Origin of the sequence: Streptomyces sp. NPDC057271, assembly GCF_042668715.1 — a bacterium.
Classification (GTDB): domain Bacteria; phylum Actinomycetota; class Actinomycetes; order Streptomycetales; family Streptomycetaceae; genus Streptomyces.
On record NZ_JBHUYJ010000107.1, the window covers coordinates 1,639 to 27,001 of the forward strand.

Here is a 25,363-nt window from a genome sequence, read left to right on the forward strand (position 1 = left end):
TCGGGATTGCTGCGGCGACCGGGCAGAAGGTGCATCGTGCACTACGTGACGAGGGGCTGATCTACACCGAGCCCGGCCTCGGGTCGTTCGTGTCCCAGCCGGACACCCGACCCCGGACATGACGAAAGCGCCCCCTGACCGGTCCCGGAGGACCAGACAGGGGGCGGTGTCGTTCAGCAGTCAGCCGATGATGTGCACCAGGTACCAGGAAGCGAACGCGGCCCACACCACCACGAACACCGCGCGACCGACACGCGTACGAACCTGGAACCAGGCCCGCGTCCGTTCCGACAGCGTGTCCCCACGCCGGCCGTTGCGCAGCGCATACACCTCGAACGCTGCCCCGGCGGCGAGGAGACCGCCCCACACCCAGTCCGCGGCGGTCATCCGGAGGCCTTCTCCCACAAGGTCAGGCCGAGTGCCGCCAGGCCGGTGATCGCGGCGATCGACGGCAGTGGCCACCGGTTCTTCTCCAACGCGTCGAGGCGCTTGTCGTGGTCGTCGAGCTGCTTGTCGGTCTGGTCGGAGCGCTGCACCAGGAGGGCGAGCTGTCCGTCCACCCGGGCGAACCCGGTCTCGACCGTGCCGCGTAGCCGTTCCAGTTCCAAGACCACCTGCCCCGACTCAGTCGGCGTCACCCCCGCGCCCCGGGCTCGTCGGTGCGGATCCAGCCCGGGAGCATGCGCTGCACTCCCGGCAGGGCCATCATCCGCGTCACAGCACCCGCGCCGGCCAGGGCCCCGGCGACCCACGGCAGGGTGGCCGGGATACCGGACGCGTCGACGAGCGCGGGCAGGACCACGGCGAAAGCGAGCGCGGTCTGGAACACGGTGCGCGCGGTGCGCTTGGCAGCATCGGACATGGTGTGGGGCTCCGTTCAGTTGGCGAGGCGGGCGGCGAGAGTGTCAGCAATCGCGGCGGCCAGCGCGGGGTGGGTGGCGACCGCTCGGGCGATCTCGGCGATCTGCTCGTCGGTGAGGGGCTGCTTCTCCAGCGCGTCGAGCTTCGCGGCGACCGCGCGGGTCTCGGTGCGGGTCTGCAACGCCAGGGTGTTGGTGTCACGCAGGTGCCAGTACGCGTCACGGGCTACGTCCTTGCCCTTGTACGCCCACACGTCGACCGGTTCCATGCCGTCCTCCTCAGGGGTTGTGGTGCCGGTCGCGCGGGCGACGATGCCCGGGAACACGACCTCTCGGAACTGCCTCACCCGGGCATCCCCGGGGCAGTTGGTGCCGTCCTTCGCCCACTCCGGGTGCAGCCGGTGATAGCCGAACCCGGGGTCGTCGTGAGTCCGGCAGATCCGCAGCGGGACGCCGTGCGTCCGGTGCATCCACACGCCGAGCTTGATGAGCTCCTCAACCTGCTCGGCCGTCCACGGGTCCGTGCCCGACGTGTTCGACGCCGTCTCGACCGACACCGCGCCCGTGCCGTCCGCTCTCCGGTTCGCCAGATAGTTGGCGTCCGCGCGAGTCTCCGTGCCGATGTACTGGGCGAGGTCGCCCGCATACCCCAGGCCGAAGTGGGACTCTAGATTGGTGGTCTGCCAGTACTCGTAGGTTCTGCGGGCCGTCCAGGGCGCGATGATCGAATGCACGATGAGCTGCGTCGGCCGGATCGCCGGCTGCGAGTCGGACTCGGGTTGCAGCTCCATCCGGACAGCGCCCGGATACCAGGCCATGAGACCTCCAGGAAAGACGAAGACCCCGGCCAGTGGGCGCGGGGCGTGCGGTGTGGGGCGGGGGTCAGGCGATCTCGTAGGTGACCTCGCCGGAGATGTAGCGGGTGGATGAAGCGGTCCATGTGACCGGCACCGTGGGGGACCACTCGGTCGTGTCGGTGTGCGAGTAGATCCGCGCCAGGCTCGTACCGCGGGCGACACCAACGACGCCCGCGTACCACTGCGCGCCGTGCCCACGGGCTGAGCCCAAGTAGTTCAGGGTGGATGTGGAGCCGGACGGGTTCTTCGCGGTGAACGGCATCGACCACGTGTAGGTGCCCGTACCGAACGTGGTCGTCGTCCCGAACGTGATCTCCCACAGCGCGGTGCACGTCTTCCCGACGAGCTTGTACCAGCCGACGATGCCCCCGTTCCCCAGAGCCGGAGCCGTGCCCGACGACCCCCACGTCGGGGTGTACGCCACCCACGGGGCGATGACGTCGTTCCACTGGTCGCGGATCTCGGCGTTCATCAGGGCCGCAGTCACGACCTCGCCGACGACCCACGTGCGCGGTGTAGCCAGAGTCATCGGTCAGACCTCCGGGGTCTCGGGTGCAGGCTGCTCGACAGGCTCGGGCGGCGGCGCCGGGCGGGCCGGGTCGTCGGGGTGCCACCAGTTCCGCTCGGCCACCGGCAGCAGCGCCAGCTCCCGCTCGGCCGCCTCGACGTCGTCCGGGAATGTGAGCTGCCACCAGCCGGTGCCGCACTCGACGCACCACATCCGCGGATCCGCCGGGGTGACGATCTGTGCGGACATGCACGAGCAGGTGGCGACCCAGCGGCCGTGATTCACCTGCGGGTAGAGCCGCTCGCCGAGGAGCGCCGCGGTGCCGACCGTGATACGGCGCTGCTGCTTCTCCTCGTACCAGCGGACCGCGAGCAGCGCTGGCGGGGTGAGAGCCCAGGCGTCGGCCGGCAGGTGCGGCGGCGGCAGGTAGAAGTCCTCGGCCCGGACGATCGGCCTTGCGGGCATGCGGGGTCCTCTCAATAAGCCAAGCGTGTGGAGGTGTCGAGCACCGAGTGAGTCGAGTCGTCGAGGACCCACACGGCGTCGATGTCGGAGCGCGAGGTCCGGAAGTTCAGCAGGTGGCGGCCCTGATAGATCTGCTCGACGTAGCCCTCGACGACGACGGACGCCGTCGCGGCCGGGGCCTGGTCGGGGAGGTCGGTGACCTCGATGACGCTGGAGATGTCCGCGTCGAGGAGAGCCCGGAACGTAGCCGTCGGCAGGGTCGCTCCGTCGACGGGGAGCTGCCGCATTTCCGGCAGCGGGTCGGCGTAGCGGACGATCGTCCACGTGGCCGCGTCGATGACCGCGTCGTCGTCCGTCTTGAGCACGTCGAGCTGCTGCTCGTAGGTGCCGTAGGCGGCGATCGACTCGGCCGACTGGATCCGCTGCTCGGCGCCGCCCGGCCGCGACGCGCGGATCAGGTTGACCAACTTCTGGTCGTCGTCGGAGAACTCGACGTCGCCGGTCTCCAGATCGGCGTACTCGACGCTGGCTGTGACGGCCGGGTTGTACCGGACGCTCCGGCTCTGGAAGACCAGCTGCGCGGACGCCCGGTCAGCGAACAGCCGCCCGCCTTCCGTGCGCTCGACGTCCCGCATGTGGGAGAGCGGCGACGAGCCCAGCTCGCCCTGTGATGCGACCGCGCTGTAGAGGCCGGCGGGGATGACGTTCGCGATCTTGGCGTAGGAGGCGAGGCGGACCATCCGCTCCCAGGAGTCCTCGCCCTCATGTCCGGTCATCCCTGCGGCGTAGTGGTCGACGATGTCCGCCACGGCCGGGAGTCCACTGTTGGCGACGTAGGCGGCGACGTGGCTGATGGCGCCGGACCACAGGTTGGTTGCCGTGCTGGTGGCGCCAACGGTGAGGATGGCCATGTCCTGCCAGGTGCTGGTGGCGACTGCGTACTGCACGCCGTCCACCCACACGTCGTGCCCGGCTTCGTCCCACACCACGTGGTGCACGGAACCGTCGGCAAGGTTCGCTGTGGCGGCGGTGATGAGCGTGGTACCGATCGGGAGGAACTCGCCGATCTTGAGCTTTCCCGTGCCCGACTCCAGGAAGAAGTAGATACCGGAGTCGAACGCGGCCGCGGCCCCGGCCGACAGAGTCAGGATGACGCGGCCCGTGGTGGAGGTGGAGAACCAGAACTCAACGATGAGGTCACCGGGGATGGGAGTTCCGGTCGCGCCACTGGAGGTGAGCAGCGGATCGATGAAGCACCGCAGGTACTTGCCGTTAGACGCGTCAGCCGGGGTGAATACGGGCGTGCTCAGCCCGTCCGACGGGGGGCCGATGCCCTGGCCGAACGTGAGGGTCCCGCCCGTACCGGCCTGCACGATCGCGAGCGACGGCCGGGCGTACCCGGACTGGTCACCGGCCGTCGTGCTCGACTCTGGTTCGGACAGCGGGTAGTAGAGCCCGGCGCCGTCGCCCTGGACCTCCTCGACGAGCATCGGCCCCAACGCGGGGCGTCGGCCGGGCCACTTCAGCATGTCCGACGCGGTGATCCTTGCCGTCGAGTGCAGGCCTTCCCAGCCCATCGGCCAGGACGTGACCATGCCGAAGAACCGCGGGTGGTGGGTTGCGGCCGTCGAGGACCAAGCCGTGGCTGACGAGCCCTCCTCGACCTGCGCCTCGTCCAGCCACACCAGATCCCCGATGCTCGGGGAAGTCGTGTTCGTGGTGATCCGCAGCATGTGCGAGGCGGCGGTCGTCGTCCACGTGACGCTGATCCGCTGCCACTGATCGTTCAGCGACGAGGCGGTACCGACGGCGGTGCCGTCGATGTCGAGGCGCACAGCCGGATCCCCGGTCGGCACCCACACGTACACGGACGCGGTGTACGCCTCGCCGATCGTCAGCCCGTACAGCGGGCACTGCATCACGCCGCCCGTGCCCGTGTCCGTCCAGCCGATCTTGAAGCCGAAGGTGCCGGACTTCACGTGATCGGTGTCGATCGTGGCGAGGTCCGGCTCCAGACCCTCGGGCGCGTCCCACCCGTTATCCGACACCTCGAACCCCGGCTCGGCCAGGTAGTTCACCCCACCCAGCACGGTGGTGATGACGCGAACCGGGCAGTTGCGCCGGACGTTCGGGTAGTACGGCGAGGACACATTGCCCGGCGTGACCGCGCCGTCCTCGTTGTCCAGCTCCAGGCTCAGCGTCCCGGTCTGCGTATCCGCCCGCTCGTCCTCCGCACCGCGGGTGATCCGCAGCCCCTCAGTGTCGGACAGCGCCACCCGCGCGGTGATGTCCGTCCACTCGATGTCGTCCGCGGTCACCGCATACCCGAACCCGGCCTGCACTGTCAGACGCGTTGCCGTCATCAGCCCCCCTTGTCAGTTGCCGCTGGTCCGCTGCAGCTTCAACAGCACACGCTCCACAGACTTGGCCGTGCCCACCGGGTCGATCGCCCCCTGCACCGTCACGTAGTTGTTCGTCACATGCATCTGGCTCCCCGGGCCCGCAGCGCGGCCAGGTGCGGGCGCTGTCATCGGAGCGGCAGCGAGAACAGGGCCAGCAGGCAGCGCGCCGCCGAATCCCCCCACCATCTCCATCGAGGTCTGGTGGTCGTACACCTTGGTCCCGGGCTGCCGGAACTGCACCAGCTCCGGGCCCTGCTCGCCGACCCATGCCCACTCGCCGGCGCGCGGGTTACCGCCGCCCGCGTAGCCACCGATCGACTTGGCGAAGTCCGAGGCACCGGAGTTCTTCTTCCGGTACTCGATCATGACCGAGACGGTCTTGCCCTTGACCGACGCGATCTCGCCCTTCGCCTTCGCGATCTGGTCCTGAAGCTGCTTGATCTCCGCCCGGATCGCGGCCTTCCTGCTGTCCGGTACCTTGCCCAGCTTGTCCTTGGCCGTGCGGAGCTTGGCCTCCAGATCCTCCAGGTTTCCCTTCAGGCGGGCGGTCTTGTCCGGGGTCTTCAGGATCTGGTCCGCGAGCCGCTTCGCCTGGTCCTTGTTGAGACCCATCTGCATGGCGTTCTTGATGAGCTGCTGCCGGCCACGCTCGTAGATCCCGTTGACCGTCTGCCACGACGCGCCGGACTCCCGCGCCGCGCTCGCAGCCTCGTCAGTCTTCGCGGCAAGGGAGTTCAATGCACCGGCAGCCGTCCGGGACTTCGCAGTGTTGAGATCCAACTCGCCATCGACCAGGCGCAGGGAGCCGGCGTTCTTCTTCGCCGCCTCGGTGGCATCGTCGATCGCCGCTTCGAACCCGATCTGCGCGCTGATCCCCGCGCGGTTCACGTCGTTCAGCGCGACAATCGCCTGCCGCAGGCCGTCCGCGCTCAGCTTCTGCGCGTCAAGCTTCTGCTTCGTCTGCAGCGCCTGCTGCCCGAACAGACCCATGGACTCGGCGGCGAGCTGCTGCTCGAACGCGATGTCCTTCAGGGTCTCCTTGTAGCCGGTGAGCTGGGCGCGCAGCTCGTCCTCGGTGAGGTTGCCCATCTGCGCGGCAACCTTGCGGATGACAGCCTCGGCGATCTGCGCGTTGCCGCTGCGGGCCAGGTTGCTCAACGAGTCGTTGAGCGCGTCGAACGTTTCGTTCGCCGCCCTGACCGGCCCCGAGTCGATGTTGACGAGGTCGCCGATACCCTGGATCGTCGACTCGTAGTTCGACGGGCGGGCCAGCGTCCGCAGCGACGTCTCCAGCTCGCCGAAGTCCGCACCCAGAATCCGGGCGGCCTCGCCGGTCAGCTGCCCCGTCCGAGCGAACTGCCCCAGGCTGGACGTCATCTTGTCCAGGTCCGCCGGAGCGCCCTTACTCGCAGACGACAACTCCGACAGCAGGATCAGCAGCAGCCCGATCCCGGAACCCGCGATCGCCAGCTTCACCCCGCGGGACATCGCCCCGACCCCCGCAGTGAACCCGGCCAGCGCGCCGGTAGAGCCAGCCGCTGCCGCCCGCATCGCCACGACCTGAGTAGCGAACGCGGCCATCGCGGCCCGGCCAGCCGCCAGACCAGCCGCAGCCAGGTGGACCGCCTTGATCGCGATCGCGAGCTGCAGCATCGCGGTGATGGCCTCCGGCGGAACGGCAGCCACCAGGCCCGCGAGCGCGTTGACGACGGTGAGCATCCCCACGCCGACGTCCGCCCCGGCCTCCAGCACGTTGAGCAGCGCGGTCGCCACCTGCTTCAGGGTGTCGGCGACCAGGGGGCCCTGAGCACGGGCGTAGTCCATGAACTCGCTGAGCGCGCCGCCGACCTCCCCGCTGCCCGAGGTTCGCATCAAGTGGACCAGCGCATCATTCGCCCGGCGGATGGTGCCCGACGTGTAGCCGTCAAGCCGGACCATGAACGCGTCGAGCCCCGGCGACATCATCGCCCCGCCGGCGAGCGTCATCAGGCGGTCCAGCTCGGACGAGGCGTTCCGGACCGTCGGGGTCAGACGCGGCAGCAGGGCACCGAGGACTGCGAAGCCCTTGGTGACCGGGGCCATCGTGTCTGCCGCCAGGCCGTCAGACCATTCCTTGTATTCGTCCTTCAGCACCGACAGAGCGGCCGCCGCCTGGCGAGTCGCCGGCGGAAGCTTCGCCATGGCGCGGGCGTACTCCACCTGCGCCTCGACAGCTTCCTGCGACCGAGCGCCGGTCTCCTCGACCGCCTCGCTGTACTTCTTCTCCGCTTCCGCCGCCTCGCCGAGCGGGCCGATCTGCCCGCCCAGCGCCACACCGAACGCGGCGATCGCGAGACCCGCAGCGCCTGCAGCCGGCGCGATCGGTGCGAACGCGGCAGCAATCGGGATGGCCGCCGGGGCGAGGCTGATCGCGGCGCCCTTCAAGGCCTTCATCGCGTTCGCGCTGGAGTGGGCGGAGGTGTCCATCTCCGCCATGGAGCGGACCGAGTTGTTCGCGAACCTGCGCACGGCGGCGTCGCTGTTGATGGACGCGGTCATGATCCGGCGGGACATCCGGGTCGCGGCGTCGCCTGCCGAGTCGAAGACCCGGCTGAGTCGGTCGCTGCCGTCGAGGATGAAGTTCAGTCGGGTCGACGCCATCACTCACCTCCGGATTTCTGCGCGGCCAGGTGCTGGTCGATCCACGCCACCAGCCGTTCGAAGTCCTCGATCAGGAGGTCGTCGACTCCAGCGGGAGGGATGTGGAGGAGGTGGGCGAAGAGCCCGAGGTACTGGTCTCGCTGCTCGGTGACGCAGGTGTCGGGCCGCTGCTCTGCGGGCCGTCCGGGGCCGGGTCGTCTTTTGGGTCCTCGGCGAGAGCCTTGTCGATCGCGTGCTGTGCGTGCTCCTGGTCGAATGCCGTCGGCAGAACGCTGCTCTCGACGATGGCCCGGACAGACTCTTCCGTAGCGTCCTTCTGCGCGCGAGCGACGAGCACCGCGCCGGTGGCGAAGGCCTCGATCTCCTTGCGGTCGAGGCGGGTCGTCAGCTCGCCGTATACGGGATCGAAGTCGGCGAACCGCAGGTTGGGCTGGGATCGCTTCGCGATGACCCAGGCGACGCCGCGCAGCGCATCGAGTTCCTCGTCCGCGAGGCCTTGCTGAATCTGCGGCCACTTCTGATCGATGGTCCGGCAGACGATCGCGACCTCAGACACCCGCAGCGTGCGGGCGTCGAAGTGCTGCGGCTCCTCACCGTCCGGGCTGTACACGATGATCAACGGAGTCTCCTAGGTGATCTGGCGGCGGACGTCGTCGAGGACGCGGGCGACCTCGGCCTGCATGCGGAGGGTGTGGGAGCGGACGACCTTGTCCCACCACATGGGGGTGGTCCACTGGTTGACCCAGCCGCCACGTCCCCTGTTGTTGAAGGTGGGGTGCCGGATGCGGCCGTTGGGCTTGTTCATGCCTTCGGGCATGAACTTCAGGTCGGACGGGAGCATGGAGCGGTCGATCCAGACCCGGGCACCAGGGTTGCCGCTGGTGCGGACGGAGAGGCGGACCGCCTCCGCGATGGTGGCTCGCAGCGGCCGGGTAGTCGGCGAGGGCCCACCGCGCGACCCGGCCTTGCGAGGATCGGCGTTGATCGGCAGGTGGCGAATCGTCTGCTGCATGTCGTTCTTCAGCGGCTCGCCCGCGCGGCGGATCCGGCGGGCGAAGTTGGCTTTCAGCCGGGGGCCGCCAGCGCCCTTCAGCCTCCGGGACAGCTCCAGCAGCTGCCCGGTACCGGTGATCTGGACGGAGCCGACAGCCATGGCCTACCCCGTCAGACCGCGGTGTCGGTGGACATGTACTCGATCGACACGGGGTTCGTGCCGTCGTACAGGGCGGTGAAGTTGATCGTCGGCTTGATGACGTCGAAGCCGTCGATCGTCGGCGGCGCGTCGTCCACCTTGATGGCGGGCATCACGATGCGGAACGTCTCGTTGTACGTCGTCTCGATCTGCGGGCCCACGAACTCCCACACCAGGCTGGTCTCGCCGTCCGACGTGTGCAGATCATCGAGGGTCGTCGCGACGTAGTCCATCTCGATCGACCCGGTCACCTTCACCAGATCGTTCGCGATCGGCTCCTTCTTCAGCCCCGACTGCCCGGCGTAGAACCGGTCGACAGCCATCGGCCGCTCGATCTTCACCGACACCTTGCGGATACCGTCCAGCGCCACCTCCGACTCGAACGTGCCGGCCTTGATAGCCATCTGCCCGAAATGGAACGGCGAGCGGGCCGGGTACGACGCGGACGCGAGAGTCTCGGACTCCGAGCAGTCCTTACCGTCGATCTCCCACGTCGACATCAGCATGCCGCCGACCTCGCACGAGAACTCCGCGCTGGTGACCTTGCAGCCCACGAACGACTTGTCCGTCACCGTGCCCGTGGTCAGCGGCACGCCCTTCTGGATCGTGAGGAACTTCCCGAAGGAGTCCGCCAGATCATGCACCTGCAGATACGCGGTCGTCGCCTCCTGCTGGGCGGGAGCCACCGTCGTACCCATCAGGGCCTGGAGCAGCAGCCCCATGCCCGTGTTCGTGACCTCCAGATCGATCGACCCAGATACCTCCTTCTGCGTCAGCACCCGCCGGTCCGACAGGGCCATCAGCCGACCAGCGGCCACGCCTGCGCTCTGCGCGGTCGTCTTCTTCAGGACGAGGCTTTCCTTGGTGAACTCAAGGAAGCGCGTCGGTGCCACGAACGTTCCGTAGGTCGACTCGGCAACGATGCCGAGCTGACCACCGAGACCGGAACCGATTGCCAATTTGATCAGCCTCCTGCGCGGGCCAGCGTCTTACGCTGCTTGCTCCGCGTGCTTGCGTTGGATCGGCAGGCCCGGCATTCGCGGCTGCCCTTAGGGGAGATGTAGGTGTTGGCCGAGGTGAAGAGGTGACCGCGCAGACAGGCGATCTTGGCGGCGTTCGTAGCGGCTGGCGTTCTGCCGCGCATCACGTTCTCCCACGGCGTCACAGGCTCCAGGTGATGCGGGTTGATGCACCGCCGGTTGCTGCACAGGTGGTCGATCTGCTTGCCCTCGGGGATCGGGCCCACGAGCAATTCGTAGGACGCGCGATGCGCCTGGACCTGCTTCCCGTTGAGCCAGAACCTGCCGTAGCCCTCGTGGTTGAGCTGCGCAGTCCACACCAGACAGCCGCTCTGTCCGGGCACTGCCTTCTCCAGGAGTCGGCCTCTCGGGTCTCGCACCGGAGTGGGCACGTCAGACCTCCTTCGCTGCGGACTTGGCCGCGGACTTCTTCGGTACGGCGGGCTCGCGGCCCGTGAAGGCGACGGTCTCGGGACCGTGCTCGCCCTTCAGCTTCGGTTCCTCGATGGGCTCCCAGTTGCAGGGCTGGCAGACGTAGCCGTCGTACCGGGCATCCGGCACCTCGACGACCTCATCCGGCTGAACAGTGCGGCCCCCGAGTTCCGGCACGGTGACCGGCTGGGGGCCGATGAAGCGCACACGCGCCATCGCGTTCTCCTGGGTAGAGGGTTCAGATGCGAGCACGGCAGGTGATCGTGAACGGCAGGCTGGCCTGCATGCCGTCATCGGTGAACTGCTGCCGCAGTGAGTGCCGGGTGAGGTGCGACCAGAGCACCGTCCCGTTGAGAGTGGGCGCCGCCGGGTCCGCCCCGGATGCGCGGATCGCGTCCTCGACAGCGCCCAGGAGCTCGTAGACCCGCTCGCGCGGAGTGGCGGCACTGGAGTCGCCAGACCAGCTATCGATCCAGCACTGGATATCGAAATCCTCGTCCCGGGTTCGCGCCCCGGCAGCGTTGAAGTCCTGCACGGCCTCCGCCGCCTGCCCGGACTCCGGCTGCCAGCCCACAGCGACTAGGTCCGGCCCGGACTGGTCTCCTGTCGGCGGCCCGTCGGCCACGTCAACCCCGGACAGCCCAGGCGCAGCACGCAGAATCTCGACGAGCTCCGCGATCGCGGCCGGTACAGCGGATGTCGCCATCACCCCACCCCCGGCGGAAGTCGGTACGGCTCCATCAGCTGGAGCGCACGGTTCGGGATCGCATAGCCGAAGCCCTGCACCGGCTCGTTCACGTCGAAGTCCTGGGTGCCGCGCTGCGGCCGCGCTGGGCCCTGCCGGGTTCGCCACAGGTGCTGAAGGATGATGCGGGCCGCCGATGTGAGCGCGGCCGGCGCAATGGGGCGCCCTACCCTGTAGGTGAAAAGCAGCGGACCGTAGAGCATGCCGCCGTCGAGGCGTCGCACGATGGACGTGTCCGGATCGAGGTCCAAGTCACCTACGTCGTAGCCGCTACCACCAGTGAGGAGCGGTTCCACGGCGACGAGTTCGATCGCTGGGTTTGATCGCAGGGCCACGGTTGATGCACGGTGGAAGTTCACGCGCTGGACGACCGTGCGGACAATGACGGGCCCGCAGTACCCCTCGATCCCTGCGGTGATCGACTCGACCCAGCTGCGGATCTCGTCGTCATCGGCAGTGCCCGTCTTGCTCAGGTGCTTCTTCGCATCCGCCAGCGACAGGATCCCCGGCGGCGCAGACTCACGGACATCGAAGCTGTCGGTGTAGGCGCCCGCGTTCAGGCCCGTGGCCAGCCAGCGCACGGTGTGCCGACCCGCCTGCACCGTCGCGTAGTCGTAGCCGTAAGTGCCAGTCGAAGTGGGGTCGACCGGAGAGACCGTGGTCGTCGTCCCGTCCGGCAAGGTCAAGGTGAGCGCCATGAGTCCGGCGTTCGCCAGAGCCCCGGCCGCGTCCCGCACAGTGGTTCCGAGGGGAACGACCTCGCCAAGGTCATAGGGCATGGTCAGCCTCCACTCAGGGTCGGGCCGGTGCGGACCAGAGGGGTAAGGCCGGGCGCCGCGCGGTCGGACGGCGCCAGAGTGCCGCCGCGTGACGCGTTCAGCGCCTCGATCTCGGCGACGTCATCAACCCCGGCATCCCGGTGCGCCTCGATCAGCAGAGACAGAGACGGGTCGCTCACCCAGTCCGGGGAGGACGCGGACCGCAGGACGGTCCACGTCGTACCGTCCGTAGCGGCCTCCCAGTACAAGGTGCCGCCGTCCTCGCGGAGCCGCAGCCACGCATGCGCCACTGGGTCATAGGCAGGGAACAGGGCACCAGGGTCGGACCAGCCGTCCCGCAGATACAGGCCGAGAACCCCGGCCGCCCCGTCCACGATGATCCCGGCATTGGTACCCGAGACGTCCGTCAAGACGAGCACGGACACCGATGCCAGAGACCCGCCCCCCGCAGCCGGCGGGTGGACCCTCGCGGCGACCTGACCCCACGCGAGCGACCACGACGCCGCCGACCACAGGCCTGCGTAGTCCTGCGTGCAAGGGATGCGGGCGCGGCCATCCGCCTCAGTGACCCCGCCATAGGACTGCGGCCACAGAACCGCATCCACCACCCCGTCATCGAAGGGGTCGCGGAGCATGGCGAACGATGACACTCCCGCCCCCTTACGCCCTAGTCGGAGGCAGCTTCCGGCCGAAGCCCAGCAGCACCACCGCGCCATAGGCGCCGCCGGTGGACGGGGAACCCGAAACCGTCGACACAACCCGCAGATAGCGCTGATGGCCGGTGTAGCCGATCTCGTAGACCTGCTCGTCATTCGATGACGTCACCGCAGGCTCCGAGCCCTGCAAGAACTCGGCCGCCACCGCAGTCCAGTCACTGTCGTTCGGCGAGTCCTGCACTTCGATCGTGTGCGTCCCATCCGTAACCGTGCCCACGTTCACGACGACCATCGCCGAACGGGCGGCGTCACCATCAACGAGCCGGTCCACCGTGGCACCCGTCTCCGTCGCGTCGTACACCGCAGGCGCAATCGTCGGCTTCGCCACCAGCGTGTTGTAGACCGAATTCCTCACGACATCCCCTCCTGGCCAGACTGATTACCCTTCTCCCCGGCCTGCGGCGTGGCCGCAGCCTTCTTCGTCGCCTGCCTGCGCGGAGGCAGCACGGACCTCCGCTCGCCCGGCTCGGAAGTCGCCTGCTCAACCTTGGGCGCCCGGCCCGACACGTAGGTCTCCGCATCCTCGAAGAGGGCCTCGCGGCCCTTGATAACCGGGTCGGAGGCGTCCAGTAGCTGGCCCACCGTGACCATGCGCGGGACACCGTTCACCGACACGGCGAACGACGCCTTGCATCGCTTGATCGCCATAACTCCCTCTCTCCAGCGCGAAGGGCCGGAGGATGACCTCCGGCCCTTCAAAACTGCCTAGTTCGCTACTGCTGCCTCGGTGCTACGTGGCGGCTAGGCCGTTGTAGCAATGTTCAGAAGCCTTAGGGCTCCGTCGTTAACGACATCGGCCCCGACCCTGTAGTACGCGTACCAGCCGCGCGATCCCGACGGCCTGTTGTTGCCGGTAGCGAACAGGTGCGGGATGAACTCCACGGTCATCCCGACCCGGTCAGCGATGACGTAGTTCGAAAGATCGCCGTAGGCCAGGATGTAGTTGTCCGCCGTGGCCGCAGCACTGAACGCCCCATCCATGTCCTCCGCCTCAAGCGCCGGACGACCGAGCAGCATCGCCGGAACATCCGCCCCGATGCGCTCCCACATCTGCGCACCGCCACTGGTGTCCATCTGCCGCACCAGGTTGTAGATCGCCCGGTTCGCCACCCACGACGCGTTCGCCCGGTAGCGGGCAGGCAGTGCCTGGTCCATCTTGTAGATGTCCGCCGCGGCGAACGTCTCGACGGTGGTCGGAGAAACCTCAGACGAGCCGCCTGCGAGCGCGGTGACGAGCCCTGTGGGCTGGCCAGAGCCGGAGCCGGTCGCGAACGCCGCAGCCTCCAGGGTGTCCTTGCCGAACGCCAGCAGGCGCGCGACTTCCTGGGTAACGTTCGCCTCGTCTTCCAGCGCCTCGATGCTGATGGGCACGAACCCAGCCGCCTTGTGTACGGGCACGGTCGGCTGCGCGAACGTGGTCGCATCGTCGGAGACCTCGGAGGCCTCCGCATCCCACGACCACGACACTGCGCCAGACGAGACACCGTTCCACACGTCGCCAGTCGCGACGACCGTGCGAGCGGCCTCACGAATCTGGTTCCGGCTACCGTTCGCGGTGATGATCACCGTCGGGTCGAGCTGGAACGGCACCAGATAACCGCCGGCGTTATCGGTGAGCGACATGGCCCGCTCCAGGGCGCGCTGCTCCTCCGGCGACAGCATGTGATTCTTGCCAGCCGCGCACTTGGACCAGGCCCGCATGTACTCCGGGGAGCTGGTGGCGAGGCACAGCTTCGCGATGCGGGAGTCGCCGTCGTCCCAGCGCGCGACGATGTTGCTGGACGCCTCACGGACCGCGTCATCAGCCCCGGACATCTTCTCGATGGCCGACAGGGCCCGGGAACGCAGCTCGCGGGCGACCTGCCCCTTCGACTGGCCGAAGGTGCGGACCTCCGACAGGTCCCACGGGTTCCGGAATCGGCAGTCCTCGACAGAGTCGGGGTTGAGGATCGGGTCGGTGTCGTACGAGCCGCCACTGCCGACCGGCGTGCCCCGCTGCACGGAGAGCTGGGGGGCCTGCCGGTCCGTGGCCTGCGTACGAGACCGGACCCGCTCCAGGGCGGAGCGGCGCTCCAGCTGGCGGCGGTGGTCGTCGACGTCGGTGAATTCCTGCGTCAGCTCGTCGAACTGCCGCTCGTCCTCGTCGGTCAGGTTGTCGCGCTTCTCCAGCTCTTCGAGCTGGGCGCGGATGTCCTTGAGGCGGATGACCGCCTGCTGGTGGGTGAGGTTCTTGAGGTCGGGCATCAGCCCTGCTCCTTCGATTCGATGGACGCCAGCTGCTCTCCCATGAGCTCCGTGATCTCGCGGATCCGGGAACGGAGGGCGGCAGTGCGCGGGGATGGCGACGGGTGCCCATCGGCGGGCGGCGCGTCAGCGAGGGTCGGCGGGTGCTCCCGTTCGAGCGGCGCGCCAGGGATGGTGGTCTCGGGGGCCGGCCGCTCGGGGAGCGGGCCGGGGGCGGTGCGGTAGAGGAGCGCGGTGGCGACCTCGCGGCGCAGCGCCGGGTCATCGGGAATCTGCGGGGCCGCAGCGTCGCGCGCGAGGGAGGCGCGGATCTGCCGGGTCAGCTGGTCGTCGGCGGCCAGACCGTCCGCCATGTCCCGCGCCCGCACGGACACGCTGGTGCCCGCGTACGCCGGGAACACCACGGGGCCGAGCTCGCGGCACTTCAGCTCGATCAGCTCACGCTGAAGCGGCCCACGGTCGCCCGGCTGCCACAGCAGCTGGCCGATCTCGTCGTCGCGGACGACCTTGCCGTTGACGTCGGTCCACTGCTCGCGGACGACCTCGAACCGGAACGACATTCCGTTCACGGTCTGCTCGGCGATCGCATCCCGTACGGGCTGCATCAGCCAGTTGTCCGTGATCCGGGCCTCGACGTAGAGACCCTCGTCGTCCTCGCGGAGGTCGACGATCGACCCGATCGGCAGCGACCCGATCAGCGGGTGACGGCCGTGGTCGAACTGAAGAACCGGGGTCTGCTCCCGAATCGTCTTGCGGAAGGCGCCCTTGCGAATCGTCTCGCTGAAGGTCCCTTCCCACGAGTCGATCTCAGTGCCCTGGCCGAACACGGCGGCGTACCCGCGGAGCGTCCGGCCGTCGCCGTCCGCCTCGTCGTCGGCCCGCTCGAAAGAGAAAGGCGCGGACCTGGTGAGGTCGCGCGCCGCTGTGTGCAGGGTGCCCATCAGGTCCCCTCCTCAGGTGGTGTGGGCTCAGTGGACGGCCCGGAACCGCCGGGCTTCTGAAGCTGGACGCTGTAGAGGCCGGAGTGCCGCAGCAGGGTGAAGTCCTCGGCCTCGACAGCCGCGACGACCGTCTCGGGGATGTATCCGGCATCGACCAGAGCGCGGATCGTTCGGGACTTGAGGCCCTGGATCTCTGCGGCGTCCTTGCTGTCCTCGCGGAGGAACGGGACGTCCCTGGCGTCGTACCAGAGCCGCGTGGCCGGACCGGGGGAGGTGAGCAGCGGCGCAAACGAGCCGGCCATGTTGCCCCACAGCGGATGGATCGTGCCGTCCGCCAGCCGGCGGCGAGCCTGCCCGTAGTTGGAGTACGTGGCCGCCGCGAGGCCTTCGGAGAATCCGACGATGACCGGCGGGACACCGGCGGCCGACGCGATGCGGGTCTCTCCGGCGCCCTGGACCTTCGCAAAGTCGAGCTGCTGGAAATCCTTTCCCACGACGGTGACGTCCGCGCCGCCGCCCAGGTACAGCGTCTTGTAGGCGTTCTCCACGCCGCGGTGCGTCGAGTCCATCTTCGCCTTGAACTTCTCGAACGCCTCCGGGGTGACCTCGCGGTCAAGGCGGACCACCAGGTTCGGCGTGGCGGCGTTCTCCATGAACTTCCGCTTGTGCGCCGACATCAGGTTGTCGTTCTGCGTCTCCCGAAGCACCGGCGTCAGCCACGACATGCCGCGGTACGTCGCCAGCGGATCCGGCACCGGCGCGAAGTGCGCCACCTCGTTGGGCCACAGGAACACCGGGTCCATGCCGGGCTCCTGGTACAGGTAGCCGTACCGGCGCCACCCCAGCTGGCCGCCGTGCACGACCCGCCGCTCCAGCACGATCTGCACCCAGTCCGGGCGCATCCGAACGACCTCGGCGCCGTCCCGCATCCAGTACGAGTTACCAGCCAGATCGGCATCCTGAACGACCCGGGCCAGAAGGTCCTGAGTCGTTCCGCCGACCCACGGCTGCTCCAGGACTGCGAGATCCGTGTTGCCGAACATCTGCGACGGCCGGCCGTTGTTCATCCGCTGCCACGTGAACCGGGCCGAGGAGAACACCGACTGCCGGACCACCATGCAGGCCCACACGATCGGGTTCGTCGCGAACAGCGTCGCGTACCCGGGAAGGTCCCCAGGCGCCTTCTCCGCAGCCTGCCCGGGCTGCGTCATCGTGATGCCCAGCTGCGAGTACCCGCCGTACCCCAGCGTCTCCTTAAGCAGCATGGCGTAGTCGTCGATCGTCGAGACCGCACGCTCGGGCTCAGGGGGGCGGCCTCGAACGGCCCGCCACAGACTCGTCACGAGCCACCCGCCTTCCTGCCGCCCTCACCGGTGTCCACATCGGCCAGGAAGAGGCACCAGACGGCGAACACGATCCCGCCGGTCATCAGAGCGGCAGCGAGGTCCAGGGCGATGCCCACACCCACGGAGGCGGTGACGCCGCCGAGGAGGACGCCGATGCGGGCCATCGTCTTGCTGCTCATCCGTAGGCGACCCACGGCTCCACCTCCTGCTCCGGCTCCTCGATCTCCACGCTGAGCCCCCATTTCGCCAACGTCGCGGCCACCAGCGGGCTGATGTCCACCCCTACGCCACGCCGCGCCCACGCCCACGCATCGCCCAACGGGCGCTTCTGCGCGCCCGCCAGAGCCACCGCGAGCGGCGCCTGGTCAATGTGAGACAGCGACTTGTCCGCGACCGCGTCGTAGAACTGCCCGACCGCCTGAGCGATCTCCCTGACCTTCGGCTGCACGACCTCGACCCGCGCCTCCGGGTTCTTGGTCAGCCTCTGCTCGACCTCTGAGAGGGCGTCCTCCAGGTCGGGAATGAGCGACCCGGCCGGCCCGCCGCCGTCGATGACCCAGCACCGGGGCCGCCACTTCTCGTGGAGAGCCTTGGCCCTCTCCACGACCCAGCCCATGCCGGTCCGGTGCTCGATCGACTCCACGTGCGTCCCACCCATCCACGGGCCGGCCACCACGATGGCCGCCCAGTCCCGCTCAGGCGTCGCGTCGATGGCGAACGAGTACGGGCCCTCGGTCGTGGACTTCTTGTCGGCCAGGGACCGCCAAGCGTCCTCGCTGATGACCTGCCACGTGTCCGCCTCGTCGGACGGGTAGTCGCCCACCCCGAGACGCTCGCGTTCGAAGATGCCTCCGTTGCCGAGGGAAGCCCGCTCGTTGCGGACGAACTCCGGGCTGATCAGGTACCCCAACGACGGATTGGCCCTGGCCCACGCCGCTGTGTCGTCGGAGCCGTCGTGCTTCGTGCAGTCGGGACTGCACTCGTCTACGTGCGGGTCCACCGACCATTCGAAATACGCCAGCGAGGGATCCGGCTGCCCGGCTTCCCGGGCAGCCAGAGCGCGGCGTCGTAGCCGCGCCAGCTGTACGGAGGGTGACCCGATCCCGGCACTGCCCAGGTACCAGAGCTGCGGGTTCTCGATCGCGGACATGGTCGGCATCAGGGCACCCATGGCGTCGTCACCCAGCGACATGGCCTCGTCGAGGATGTTGCAGTCCCCGGTCCACCCTCGACCGGATCCGCCCGACCGGGCAATGAACTGCAAACTCTGCCCGGTAGTCAGCGTGATCGACGTCTCAGTGGTGTTGTTCAGGACCCGCTTCACGCGTTTCCGCAGGTCAGGGGTACCGAGGATCAGAGACTGAATCCGCTGGAACGCCACCCGGCTGGTCTTGAACTCGTGAGCCGAGTGAATGATCAGGTGCTCCTTCAGCAGGAACAGCCCGGCCAGCTCGCGGGCCTCAATGATGCCGCCCTTACCGTTCTGCCGCGGCACGTTGACGCAACACTCGAACGCGGCCCACTTGCCGTCCTTCCGCTCCCGCATGCCGACGTCAAGGACGTGTTGCTGCCACGGGAACAGCGTGAGGCCTGCCATGGCGGCCAGCTCCACCGCTTCCCGGGCTGCGGAGGACACGAACGTCGGCGGGGCCGTGAACAGCCGGGGCGTCTGCACACCCCGCAGCTCAGGCTCGACGGGCACGGACAAGGCCGTCCTCCCGCCTCTTCGCCAGCTCGTCAACTGGGTCCATCTCCGCCTGAACGGGCGCCAGCTGCCGCAGGGTCTTCATCACAGCGCTCAACTCGCGGGCCACGACGGCCCGCGCCGTCGGCGCCTCGGTCTCGTCGAATGTCTGCGCCAGCTGCAACGCCAGTTCAGCCTGCCCAGGAGCCGCCTGGGCGACCCCGAGCTGCTCGATCTCGGCCCGAATCTCATCTGCCACCACGATGCCCCCTCAGCCGATCAGGGCAAGCTGCTGGCTGCCGCGGGCCCCCTTGGCGCTGTTGCACACGAAGTGCGCCAGCTGCACGTTCGCCCTGGTGTCGTCACCGCCCTCGGAAACCGGCACCACGTGGTCGATCGTCGGGGCCTTCGGGTGTGGCACCTTCTGGGTCATCGCCACCCGGCCGCCGCATAGCTTGCACCGACGTCCGTCGCGCTCAGCTATCTCCGCCAGCGTGTACGGCTCCGACACCCCGCCACGCTTCGCAGCACGACGACGACGGCACTTCGCCTGCCAATACAGCCGTTGACGCTCACGAGCCTCTGACGAAAGGCCGCCGCGTGGCCCGGCACCCGGCTTGTTCGGACCAGCACACTTCAGCGAGCACCAGCGCTGGCTCCGGTGGTGGGCCCGATAGGGCTGCTCGCACGCCTCGCATACAGCGATGGGGGCGCGCTCTATCCTCGCCGCGTAGGTCTGCGACCTGACGCCGCAGTCGACACACCTGAGGCGCCTCCCCCTCCTCGGCTGGTCGCCGACGCGGCCGCAGTCGATGCAGGTGTACGACTTCGTCTCGGGCATGAGGCCTCCCGGAAATACGGCAGGCCCGAGCCGGGAGACTCGGGCCTGCCTGCCCGTCGTGATCAGCGACGGGTGATCAAGTGAAGTCACATAAAGTGACGATTACGGAGAGTCGCTATTTACCTGAACCCTCCAACTCGGGTGAATAGCGTTTTCAAAAAGGCTGTGTATAAAACAGACGGCGAAGGGCTTTTGGGTCGCCCACCTGCGGTTTTTCACGATGGCTCAAGGCCCCCCTCCCTGGGGAGGCCGGACCGCTCAACCCACGGTCCGTTGCGAGTTCGCGTCACAGAATGTCGCGAGCGCTCTCGCTCGTGGCCGCTTGTCACCAGGGCCGTGACGCCTGAGGCATGGACTCTCGGGTGGCCTGCGGCCGATGCCGGTACCAGCGGGTGGCGACCCTGCGCATGTCGGGGTCGCGCATAGCCTCGATGCGCTGCATGACGATGTCCTGGCCTGGGTCGACGGTCACGATCTGTGCGTCGAGCCGCTTGTACTTCACCAGGGCCTTCGGGCTGGGCTGTGTGTGGATCAGCCAGACGTCGACCTTGTCACGCTGTGCGATCGCTTCCTCGATGGCGGCGAAGCGAGCACGGTGAGCGACGCGGAGAACGATGGGGTCCTGGCTCCACTGCGGGGCGCCCGGCCCGGACAGGGCGCGGGTGATGACGTCAAGGTCGATGACGATGTCGCTGGCCTTGGCATGCGACTGGACGTAGCTGCTCTTGCCCGAGGCCGGCGGGCCGGTGATCACGTACAGCACCGTGCGTTACCTCCGCAGTCGGTCGCGCACCGCTACGGCCGTGACGCCGAGGGCGGGGATGCCTGCTCCGATCACAGCGTTGATGGCTGTCGTGTTGCCGTGCAGGGTGTTGGCTGCTGCGACGAGAACAATGAGCCAGAGCACGGCCGCAGGTCGCGCGTCTACGGCAGCCACCACGTCACCACCTGCGTGAGGTGCGCTGCGGGGCGGTGAAGCCGACGCGTGCGCCCTTGGATGAGTTGCATGCCCGGTGTGCTGCACGGGCGTTGGCGGGGTCGAGGAGGCTGCCACCTCTGGAGATGGGGATGAGGTGGTCGAGGGTGAAGCTCATGCGGTGCCGCGGGTCGAGGTTGTAGTCGATGTTGTGGCCGCATAGCCAGCACGGCATCTGCTGGGCGCGGAGGGTGTCGACGAGGCGGCGGTAGGGGCGCCCGTTGCGCGGGTAGCGGGGCACGGACGCCACCTCTCCTACGGGGTGCTGGTGGGGTTAAGGATCTCGTCCTTGTGCTCGGTGAGGACTTCGCCGACGGCCTTCGCGTATTCCTCGGTGGTGAGGTGTGCGCATTCGGGGTCGCGGGAGGCGTCTTGAGGCTTGCCGTCGGTGAAGTCGTAGTCCAGGAGGTCCACGCAGTCCTGGTACGTGTACGCCTTGGCGGTGCTGGGACTGGCCGATGTGGTGCTGGCAGCGGGCTTGCTGCTGGCGGTCTCGCCGCTGGACGAGCACGCCGTGAGGGCGAGGAGCAGCGTGGCGGTGAGGGTGGTTGTGGTGGTGCGTTGCATGGTCCCCCCAAGGGCGTTGGGTGATGGGTGGTGCTCATCATGCGCTGGGGGGCGGGTGCGTGTGGGGGGAATGGTGAAGGCCTCGACCGTGTGGGTGGTCGGGGCCTTGGGTGTCTGGTTCTGGGCACGCCGGAGACGCCCCCATGATGGGGCTTGTTCTGGGGGTTTGGCAACTACGGGCGTAGTGAAGCCCCGCCGGGCCGGGCGCTGTTCCGGCGGGGCGGGGCTGGGTCCTCCGTCGAGTGCGGGCAGCATCCGCAATCAACGGGTAGTGGGTTCTACGGTACGACGGAGGTGTGACAGTCACGGCTTCTTCGGGGGCGGCGGGGGTGTGGTCGGCTGCTTCTGCGCGGCCTTCGTCGCCTCGTTGCGGTCCCGCAGCTCGCCGATGCTCATGGTGGTCTTGAACTTGCCCACGGGGGCCTCCTACTTGGTGATGGCGTGGTGGCGCTGGAGGTCGGCAGGGTCATGTACGACGGCCCCGGCCTGGCCGATGGCCTCTACACGGAACCCCTTCTGGGGCCCCTGCTCGCCGCTGTTGTTGGCGTTGGTGTTGGCGTGTGACCTGCACAAACAACGCCCAGAAGGAGTGGCGCTCTCGCGGGGGATGTCCTCCTGGTGGACACCTGGCCCGTTCCCGTCCGGGGTGCGCACTCCCGCGCGGACGGGGATGTCGGCCGCGTCGAGGAGGGCGCGCACGGTCTTGGTGTCGGGGAGTTCGGCGGCCTCGCGGAGGCGGGTGAGGAGGACGTGGCCGCCGTCGTCGCCGAGCGCCTGGAGCACCGCGACGATGTCGACGGGCTGCTCCTCGTCCGTCGCCTCGACGTCTCCTCGGCGGCCGGCGAACCACAACCGGGCCTTGCGGACTCCGGCTGCGGTGAGCAGCCCGGCGGTGTAGTAGGCGGTCTCGGGGACCACGATGGCGATCGTTCCGGCGAACGAGGCGCCGATGACGGCCAGGCATCCGGCTGCGATGCGTTGCTGGCGCTGCTCCCCCGCGGTGTCTTCCTGCTGCTCGGCGGTCATCCCATGTACCCCGTGAAGACGGCGCCGGCCGCGTTGACCGCAGAGCCGAGGGGGATGGCCGCGATGCCTGCGACGGTGCCGGAGAGGGCAAGGAGGGCGCCCGAGATGGCGCCGGCGGCGAGCTTGCCCCTCGGGATCCGCTTGGCCCACAGCCACAGGGCGACGATGACGACGGTGAAGAACAGGACGATCACGTAGCCGCCGTCTTCGAGGACGATCGGGGTGGCCCTGGTGACGTTGCGGTCGACGCCGCCGACGCCCCATACGAGGCTGACGTGTCCGGCCAGGTTTCCGGCCCAGATGGTGAGCCAGGTGATGATGCCGAGGGCGGAGACGGCGTTGTAGGTGGCGAGGGCGGCGAGCATGCCGTAGAGCCAGGCGAGGACGAAGGGGACGAGGGCGGTGGGGGTGTGGCCTTCCTTGAACCACCAGCGGAGCGCGAAGGCGATGATGATGGCGCAGCCGAAGGCGACGCCGCCGGAGCTGATCACGGTGTAAGGCATCAGGCGTTCCTTCGGGCTTCGCGCAGGTAGCGCTTGGCGGTGGCGGGGCTGACGGACAGGGCTTCGGCGACCTGGCCGGAGGTGAGCCCTGGGTCCTGAGCCAAGAGCTCAGCGACCTTCTCGACGGCTTCGGCGCGCTGAGCCGACTGAGCCGATAGGTGCGCGGAGAAGCCGAAGGAGTTGGTGGGCTGGGCTGCGGGCTCGTCCGGTGTGGCCAGGGAGGATGTCAGCCCGAGGGGTGTCGGCTCAGGGTGTTGAGCCGTGGGCTCGGCAGGGGGCTCAGGGGGCTGAGCCGGGTTGAGCGCGATCGGTGCTCGGCGGGCGAGTTCGCGGCCCTTGTCCTGCCGAGCAAGCTCGATCTCGAAGTCGACGCTGACGTCGGCGAGGAGGCGTTCGGCGGCCATCTCGCGGCGCCGCAGCTCGTGCCGGTGGCGTGCCTCGTCGAGGCGCATGGCGCGCTCTTCGTCGGCGAGCTGCGCCCGGTCGGCGTCTGTGAGGGCGGCCGGGTCGCGCATGTCGGCGAGGGCCATCAGCCACAGGCATTTGGTGCCGAGGGGCAGGAACGGGCCGCCTACCGCCATAGCGGGGATGCCGCGTTCGAGGCCGTGCCAGGCGAGGAGTGCGGCGACGGCGACGAGGGTGGCCCAGCCGATGACGGGGACGAGGTTGCGGCCGCGGAGGGGGACGTGGACGCCGCGGGCTTCGGCGAGGATGACGGAGGCCCAGATGATGTCGGCGCCTGCGGCGACGGTGACGCCGATCCATCCGGCGCCGAGGAGGTCGACGAGGCTCCACGTGGTCCAGGCGAGGGACGCGGCGGAGAGTGCGACCGCGGGGACGAGGAGCGGGGTGGGAAGGGCGGGGGTGCGCATCAGGCGGCGCTCCAGGTCTTCTTGTTGAGCAGCAGCGCGTACTCGCCCCTCGTGATCGGCCGGTCGACGTGCGGCATCCGCTGGAGCAGTTCGCGCTCCAGGGCGTCGGCAGTGTCACTGGGGCCGCCGCTGATGTACTCGGCGGCGGAAAGGGCGATGGCGAGGCGGGCGCCTTCGGTCATGAGGGCGGCGGGCCGGCGGTTGGCGAGGCGCCCGGCGATGTAGCGCAGGCCGTCGCGGATGGGCGTGTCGATGCGGGCCTGGCGCAGGCCTTCATCGGCTTGGGAGAGGTCTGTACGGTGTTCCATGTCTGGCTCCGGTGCCGTCGGGGCTGGACGCGCCCCGGCCGGGCTTCTGACACACCGGCCGGGGCGACTTGTTGAGCGCGGGGGTGCGCTCGCGCCTGCTGTATAGCGGGCGATTGTCACCGTACAGCGGGCGCTGTACGTTGGCAACCATGCGCTGCGCCCCCAACGGGAAGGGAGCAGCTGTGGCCGAACGGCCGGACGATGAGGAGGTGCGGCTCGTGACTGAGACCGTCGATTCGCTGGAGACGCTCGCCGATCCGGCGGAGCGTGCGCGCCGGGCGGGCCGGCTGCTCGCGGAGTGGCCTGTGCAGGGGGCGCGGCTGCGGGAGATCCGGCAGGAGGCTGTGGTGGCGATGCGGGCGGAGAAGATCAGCTATCGGGAGATCGCGAAGACGCTGGGAATCTCCCTGGCTCGCGTGCAGCAAATCGAGGCTGGGGAGCGTGGCCGCAAGCCGAAGCCCGAGTAGCCGCGTATGCGCCAGCGAGCCCCCGCCTTCGCCGACGTTCGGAAGGTGGGGGCTCTGCTGTGCGGGGCCGGAGTTGAACCGGCGTCCGTGCCGGGTATGACCCCGGCCGCTCTGTACCCGGTGAGCTACCCGCAGGCCTCAGGATGCCACTCTGCCCCGGGTTAGGCCGCGACGACTCCGCGTTCGGACCAGATCGCCCCGCACCCCTTGCAGCGTGCGACGGGTGCCGCGCCTGCTCCGCCGTAGACCTCGATCGTGCCCCCGCACGGGCATGTGTGCGTCCCTGAGAGCTCGCGGCGCCCGTCAGCGAGGTCGAGGGCCGTCTCGACCCGTGCGAGCGCTCCAGCGGCCACCAGGGCCACGTGTCGGTGCTCTGTGTCGGACAGGGGCCGGAACGGGCCGCTGGTGCCTTCGACGCGGCCCGACAGCCACAGGGCGGCGCGTACGGCCGTACGGCCGGTGTCGTGCCGCCAGCGCCGGGTGTCGTCCGCGTCCTTCCGGGCGGCCTCGGCGCGCCGGGCGCGGTCTTCCCAGTACACGCGGTCCGCTCGGGTGCGGGCGTATGCGGCGCGTGCTGGGGCCGGCGGCTGCATGGGGGTGCGTTGTACGGAGCGGGCGATGCGGTCGGCGGTGTCGAGGAGGGCGGCTTCGACGGTGCGCATGGTGTCGTGGACGGTGATGTTGATCGGGACGGGGCGGGTGCCGATCTGGTCGGGGGAGCGCTCCAGAGTGCGCAGGTGCGCGGCCTGGTGTCGGCGGGCCTCGGTCTCTTCGGCGTCGAGGCGTTCCATGGCGGCGAGGTAGCCGCGGAGTTCGACGGGGGGCCAGGAGTGTTGGGTGGGTGCGCCGAGGGCGTCCACGAGGTCGGGCCACATGCGGGCGATGGTGCGGAGGGTGGTGGCGGTCATCGTGGCGCTCCGTGTGCTGGGTGGAACGGGTACGGTGTGGTCACCGTGTGGGGCGTGCTGGCCTG

35 protein-coding genes and 1 tRNA gene are annotated in these 25,363 nt (G+C 68.9%); 1 reads left to right on the forward strand and 35 read right to left on the reverse strand.

From position 1 onward, the window contains the following. Nucleotides 1–180 precede the first annotated feature (180 nt). From ACFUJR_RS32520 to ACFUJR_RS32680, 33 genes are all read right to left on the reverse strand, one after another. On the reverse strand, nt 181–387 hold the full coding sequence (locus ACFUJR_RS32520; protein ID WP_383171995.1) for a hypothetical protein: 207 nt from the start codon (nt 385–387) through the stop codon (nt 181–183). Next, nucleotides 384–638: a hypothetical protein gene (locus tag ACFUJR_RS32525; RefSeq protein ID WP_383171997.1), complete on the reverse strand. Its 255-nt coding sequence runs from the start codon at nt 636–638 to the stop codon at nt 384–386. Before ACFUJR_RS32525 ends, ACFUJR_RS32520 begins: the two co-directional genes overlap by 4 nt. Beyond that, nucleotides 635–862 carry a hypothetical protein gene (locus tag ACFUJR_RS32530; protein WP_383171999.1) on the reverse strand — a complete coding sequence of 76 codons (228 nt, stop codon included), beginning with the start codon at nt 860–862 and terminating at the stop codon, nt 635–637. Before ACFUJR_RS32530 ends, ACFUJR_RS32525 begins: the two co-directional genes overlap by 4 nt. 15 nt (nt 863–877) lie before the next feature. Beyond that, on the reverse strand, nt 878–1,678 hold the full coding sequence (locus ACFUJR_RS32535) for an N-acetylmuramoyl-L-alanine amidase (protein WP_383172001.1): 801 nt from the start codon (nt 1,676–1,678) through the stop codon (nt 878–880). Between the two features lie 64 nt (nt 1,679–1,742). Further along, on the reverse strand, nt 1,743–2,246 hold the full coding sequence (locus ACFUJR_RS32540; protein WP_383172003.1) for a hypothetical protein: 504 nt from the start codon (nt 2,244–2,246) through the stop codon (nt 1,743–1,745). A 3-nt stretch (nt 2,247–2,249) separates the two neighbouring features. Continuing rightward, nucleotides 2,250–2,690 carry a hypothetical protein gene (locus tag ACFUJR_RS32545; RefSeq protein ID WP_383172005.1) on the reverse strand — a complete coding sequence of 147 codons (441 nt, stop codon included), beginning with the start codon at nt 2,688–2,690 and terminating at the stop codon, nt 2,250–2,252. Between the two features lie 11 nt (nt 2,691–2,701). After that, nucleotides 2,702–5,053: a hypothetical protein gene (locus ACFUJR_RS32550; protein ID WP_383172007.1), complete on the reverse strand. Its 2,352-nt coding sequence runs from the start codon at nt 5,051–5,053 to the stop codon at nt 2,702–2,704. Between the two features lie 12 nt (nt 5,054–5,065). Next, the gene (locus ACFUJR_RS32555; protein ID WP_383172009.1) at nt 5,066–7,630 is read right to left on the reverse strand and encodes a hypothetical protein; all 2,565 of its coding nucleotides are present in this window, start codon (nt 7,628–7,630) and stop codon (nt 5,066–5,068) included. A 172-nt stretch (nt 7,631–7,802) separates the two neighbouring features. Beyond that, a complete protein-coding gene (locus ACFUJR_RS32560) occupies nt 7,803–8,351 on the reverse strand; it encodes a hypothetical protein (protein ID WP_383172011.1) in 549 nt (182 codons plus the stop codon). A gap of 9 nt (nt 8,352–8,360) precedes the next feature. Beyond that, a complete protein-coding gene (locus ACFUJR_RS32565; protein WP_383172013.1) occupies nt 8,361–8,885 on the reverse strand; it encodes a hypothetical protein in 525 nt (174 codons plus the stop codon). A gap of 11 nt (nt 8,886–8,896) precedes the next feature. Next, on the reverse strand, nt 8,897–9,883 hold the full coding sequence (locus tag ACFUJR_RS32570; protein WP_383172015.1) for a phage tail tube protein: 987 nt from the start codon (nt 9,881–9,883) through the stop codon (nt 8,897–8,899). A 5-nt stretch (nt 9,884–9,888) separates the two neighbouring features. After that, complete coding sequence (locus tag ACFUJR_RS32575) at nt 9,889–10,335, reverse strand: HNH endonuclease signature motif containing protein (RefSeq protein WP_383172017.1); 447 nt, start codon at nt 10,333–10,335, stop codon at nt 9,889–9,891. A 1-nt stretch (nt 10,336) separates the two neighbouring features. Next, the gene (locus ACFUJR_RS32580) at nt 10,337–10,591 is read right to left on the reverse strand and encodes a hypothetical protein (RefSeq protein ID WP_383172018.1); all 255 of its coding nucleotides are present in this window, start codon (nt 10,589–10,591) and stop codon (nt 10,337–10,339) included. Nucleotides 10,592–10,613: 22 nt separating this feature from the next. After that, entirely contained in the window at nt 10,614–11,081 is a 468-nt protein-coding gene (locus ACFUJR_RS32585; protein WP_383172020.1) for a hypothetical protein, read from the reverse strand. Then, entirely contained in the window at nt 11,081–11,899 is an 819-nt protein-coding gene (locus tag ACFUJR_RS32590) for a hypothetical protein (protein ID WP_383172022.1), read from the reverse strand. The genes ACFUJR_RS32585 and ACFUJR_RS32590 overlap by 1 nt, the downstream gene beginning before the upstream one ends. 2 nt (nt 11,900–11,901) lie before the next feature. Beyond that, nucleotides 11,902–12,549: a hypothetical protein gene (locus ACFUJR_RS32595; RefSeq protein ID WP_383172024.1), complete on the reverse strand. Its 648-nt coding sequence runs from the start codon at nt 12,547–12,549 to the stop codon at nt 11,902–11,904. Between the two features lie 10 nt (nt 12,550–12,559). Continuing rightward, nucleotides 12,560–12,970, reverse strand: coding sequence for a hypothetical protein (locus ACFUJR_RS32600; protein ID WP_383172026.1), 411 nt, complete (start codon nt 12,968–12,970; stop codon nt 12,560–12,562). Then, nucleotides 12,967–13,263, reverse strand: coding sequence for a hypothetical protein (locus tag ACFUJR_RS32605; protein WP_383172027.1), 297 nt, complete (start codon nt 13,261–13,263; stop codon nt 12,967–12,969). Before ACFUJR_RS32605 ends, ACFUJR_RS32600 begins: the two co-directional genes overlap by 4 nt. A 93-nt stretch (nt 13,264–13,356) precedes the next feature. Next, nucleotides 13,357–14,859: a phage major capsid protein gene (locus tag ACFUJR_RS32610; RefSeq protein ID WP_383172029.1), complete on the reverse strand. Its 1,503-nt coding sequence runs from the start codon at nt 14,857–14,859 to the stop codon at nt 13,357–13,359. Continuing rightward, nucleotides 14,859–15,800 carry an HK97 family phage prohead protease gene (locus ACFUJR_RS32615; protein WP_383172031.1) on the reverse strand — a complete coding sequence of 314 codons (942 nt, stop codon included), beginning with the start codon at nt 15,798–15,800 and terminating at the stop codon, nt 14,859–14,861. Before ACFUJR_RS32615 ends, ACFUJR_RS32610 begins: the two co-directional genes overlap by 1 nt. Further along, a complete protein-coding gene (locus ACFUJR_RS32620) occupies nt 15,800–17,143 on the reverse strand; it encodes a phage portal protein (protein ID WP_383172033.1) in 1,344 nt (447 codons plus the stop codon). Before ACFUJR_RS32620 ends, ACFUJR_RS32615 begins: the two co-directional genes overlap by 1 nt. Beyond that, complete coding sequence (locus ACFUJR_RS32625) at nt 17,140–17,325, reverse strand: hypothetical protein (RefSeq protein WP_383172035.1); 186 nt, start codon at nt 17,323–17,325, stop codon at nt 17,140–17,142. Before ACFUJR_RS32625 ends, ACFUJR_RS32620 begins: the two co-directional genes overlap by 4 nt. Beyond that, on the reverse strand, nt 17,322–18,758 hold the full coding sequence (locus ACFUJR_RS32630) for a terminase (RefSeq protein ID WP_383451011.1): 1,437 nt from the start codon (nt 18,756–18,758) through the stop codon (nt 17,322–17,324). The genes ACFUJR_RS32625 and ACFUJR_RS32630 overlap by 4 nt, the downstream gene beginning before the upstream one ends. A 73-nt stretch (nt 18,759–18,831) precedes the next feature. Continuing rightward, nucleotides 18,832–19,089, reverse strand: coding sequence for a hypothetical protein (locus ACFUJR_RS32635; RefSeq protein WP_383172039.1), 258 nt, complete (start codon nt 19,087–19,089; stop codon nt 18,832–18,834). Nucleotides 19,090–19,101: 12 nt separating this feature from the next. Continuing rightward, entirely contained in the window at nt 19,102–19,671 is a 570-nt protein-coding gene (locus ACFUJR_RS32640) for an HNH endonuclease (RefSeq protein ID WP_383172041.1), read from the reverse strand. Nucleotides 19,672–19,996: 325 nt separating this feature from the next. Continuing rightward, nucleotides 19,997–20,434: an AAA family ATPase gene (locus ACFUJR_RS32645; protein WP_383172043.1), complete on the reverse strand. Its 438-nt coding sequence runs from the start codon at nt 20,432–20,434 to the stop codon at nt 19,997–19,999. Nucleotides 20,435–20,440: 6 nt separating this feature from the next. Continuing rightward, complete coding sequence (locus ACFUJR_RS32650; RefSeq protein WP_383172045.1) at nt 20,441–20,608, reverse strand: hypothetical protein; 168 nt, start codon at nt 20,606–20,608, stop codon at nt 20,441–20,443. Between the two features lie 4 nt (nt 20,609–20,612). Beyond that, the gene (locus ACFUJR_RS32655; RefSeq protein WP_383172047.1) at nt 20,613–20,888 is read right to left on the reverse strand and encodes an HNH endonuclease; all 276 of its coding nucleotides are present in this window, start codon (nt 20,886–20,888) and stop codon (nt 20,613–20,615) included. A gap of 14 nt (nt 20,889–20,902) precedes the next feature. Further along, the gene (locus ACFUJR_RS32660) at nt 20,903–21,214 is read right to left on the reverse strand and encodes a hypothetical protein (protein ID WP_383172049.1); all 312 of its coding nucleotides are present in this window, start codon (nt 21,212–21,214) and stop codon (nt 20,903–20,905) included. Nucleotides 21,215–21,640: 426 nt separating this feature from the next. Beyond that, nucleotides 21,641–22,240 (reverse strand): hypothetical protein, encoded by a 600-nt coding sequence (locus ACFUJR_RS32665; protein WP_383172051.1) that lies wholly within the window; start codon nt 22,238–22,240, stop codon nt 21,641–21,643. Then, the gene (locus tag ACFUJR_RS32670; protein WP_383172053.1) at nt 22,237–22,743 is read right to left on the reverse strand and encodes a hypothetical protein; all 507 of its coding nucleotides are present in this window, start codon (nt 22,741–22,743) and stop codon (nt 22,237–22,239) included. Before ACFUJR_RS32670 ends, ACFUJR_RS32665 begins: the two co-directional genes overlap by 4 nt. Beyond that, complete coding sequence (locus ACFUJR_RS32675; protein WP_383172055.1) at nt 22,743–23,615, reverse strand: winged helix-turn-helix transcriptional regulator; 873 nt, start codon at nt 23,613–23,615, stop codon at nt 22,743–22,745. Before ACFUJR_RS32675 ends, ACFUJR_RS32670 begins: the two co-directional genes overlap by 1 nt. Beyond that, a complete protein-coding gene (locus tag ACFUJR_RS32680; protein WP_383172057.1) occupies nt 23,615–23,923 on the reverse strand; it encodes a hypothetical protein in 309 nt (102 codons plus the stop codon). The genes ACFUJR_RS32675 and ACFUJR_RS32680 overlap by 1 nt, the downstream gene beginning before the upstream one ends. A gap of 182 nt (nt 23,924–24,105) precedes the next feature. On the opposite strand from ACFUJR_RS32680, the gene ACFUJR_RS32685 reads away from it, so the two are divergent. Beyond that, nucleotides 24,106–24,390: a helix-turn-helix domain-containing protein gene (locus tag ACFUJR_RS32685; protein ID WP_383172059.1), complete on the forward strand. Its 285-nt coding sequence runs from the start codon at nt 24,106–24,108 to the stop codon at nt 24,388–24,390. Nucleotides 24,391–24,448: 58 nt separating this feature from the next. Here the strand turns inward: ACFUJR_RS32685 and ACFUJR_RS32690 are convergent. Then, nucleotides 24,449–24,524: transfer RNA gene (locus ACFUJR_RS32690), tRNA-Ile, on the reverse strand. Nucleotides 24,525–24,551: 27 nt separating this feature from the next. Beyond that, nucleotides 24,552–25,298, reverse strand: a complete 747-nt coding sequence (locus ACFUJR_RS32695) for a hypothetical protein (protein WP_383172061.1) — start codon at nt 25,296–25,298, stop codon at nt 24,552–24,554. Nucleotides 25,299–25,363 lie beyond the last annotated feature (65 nt).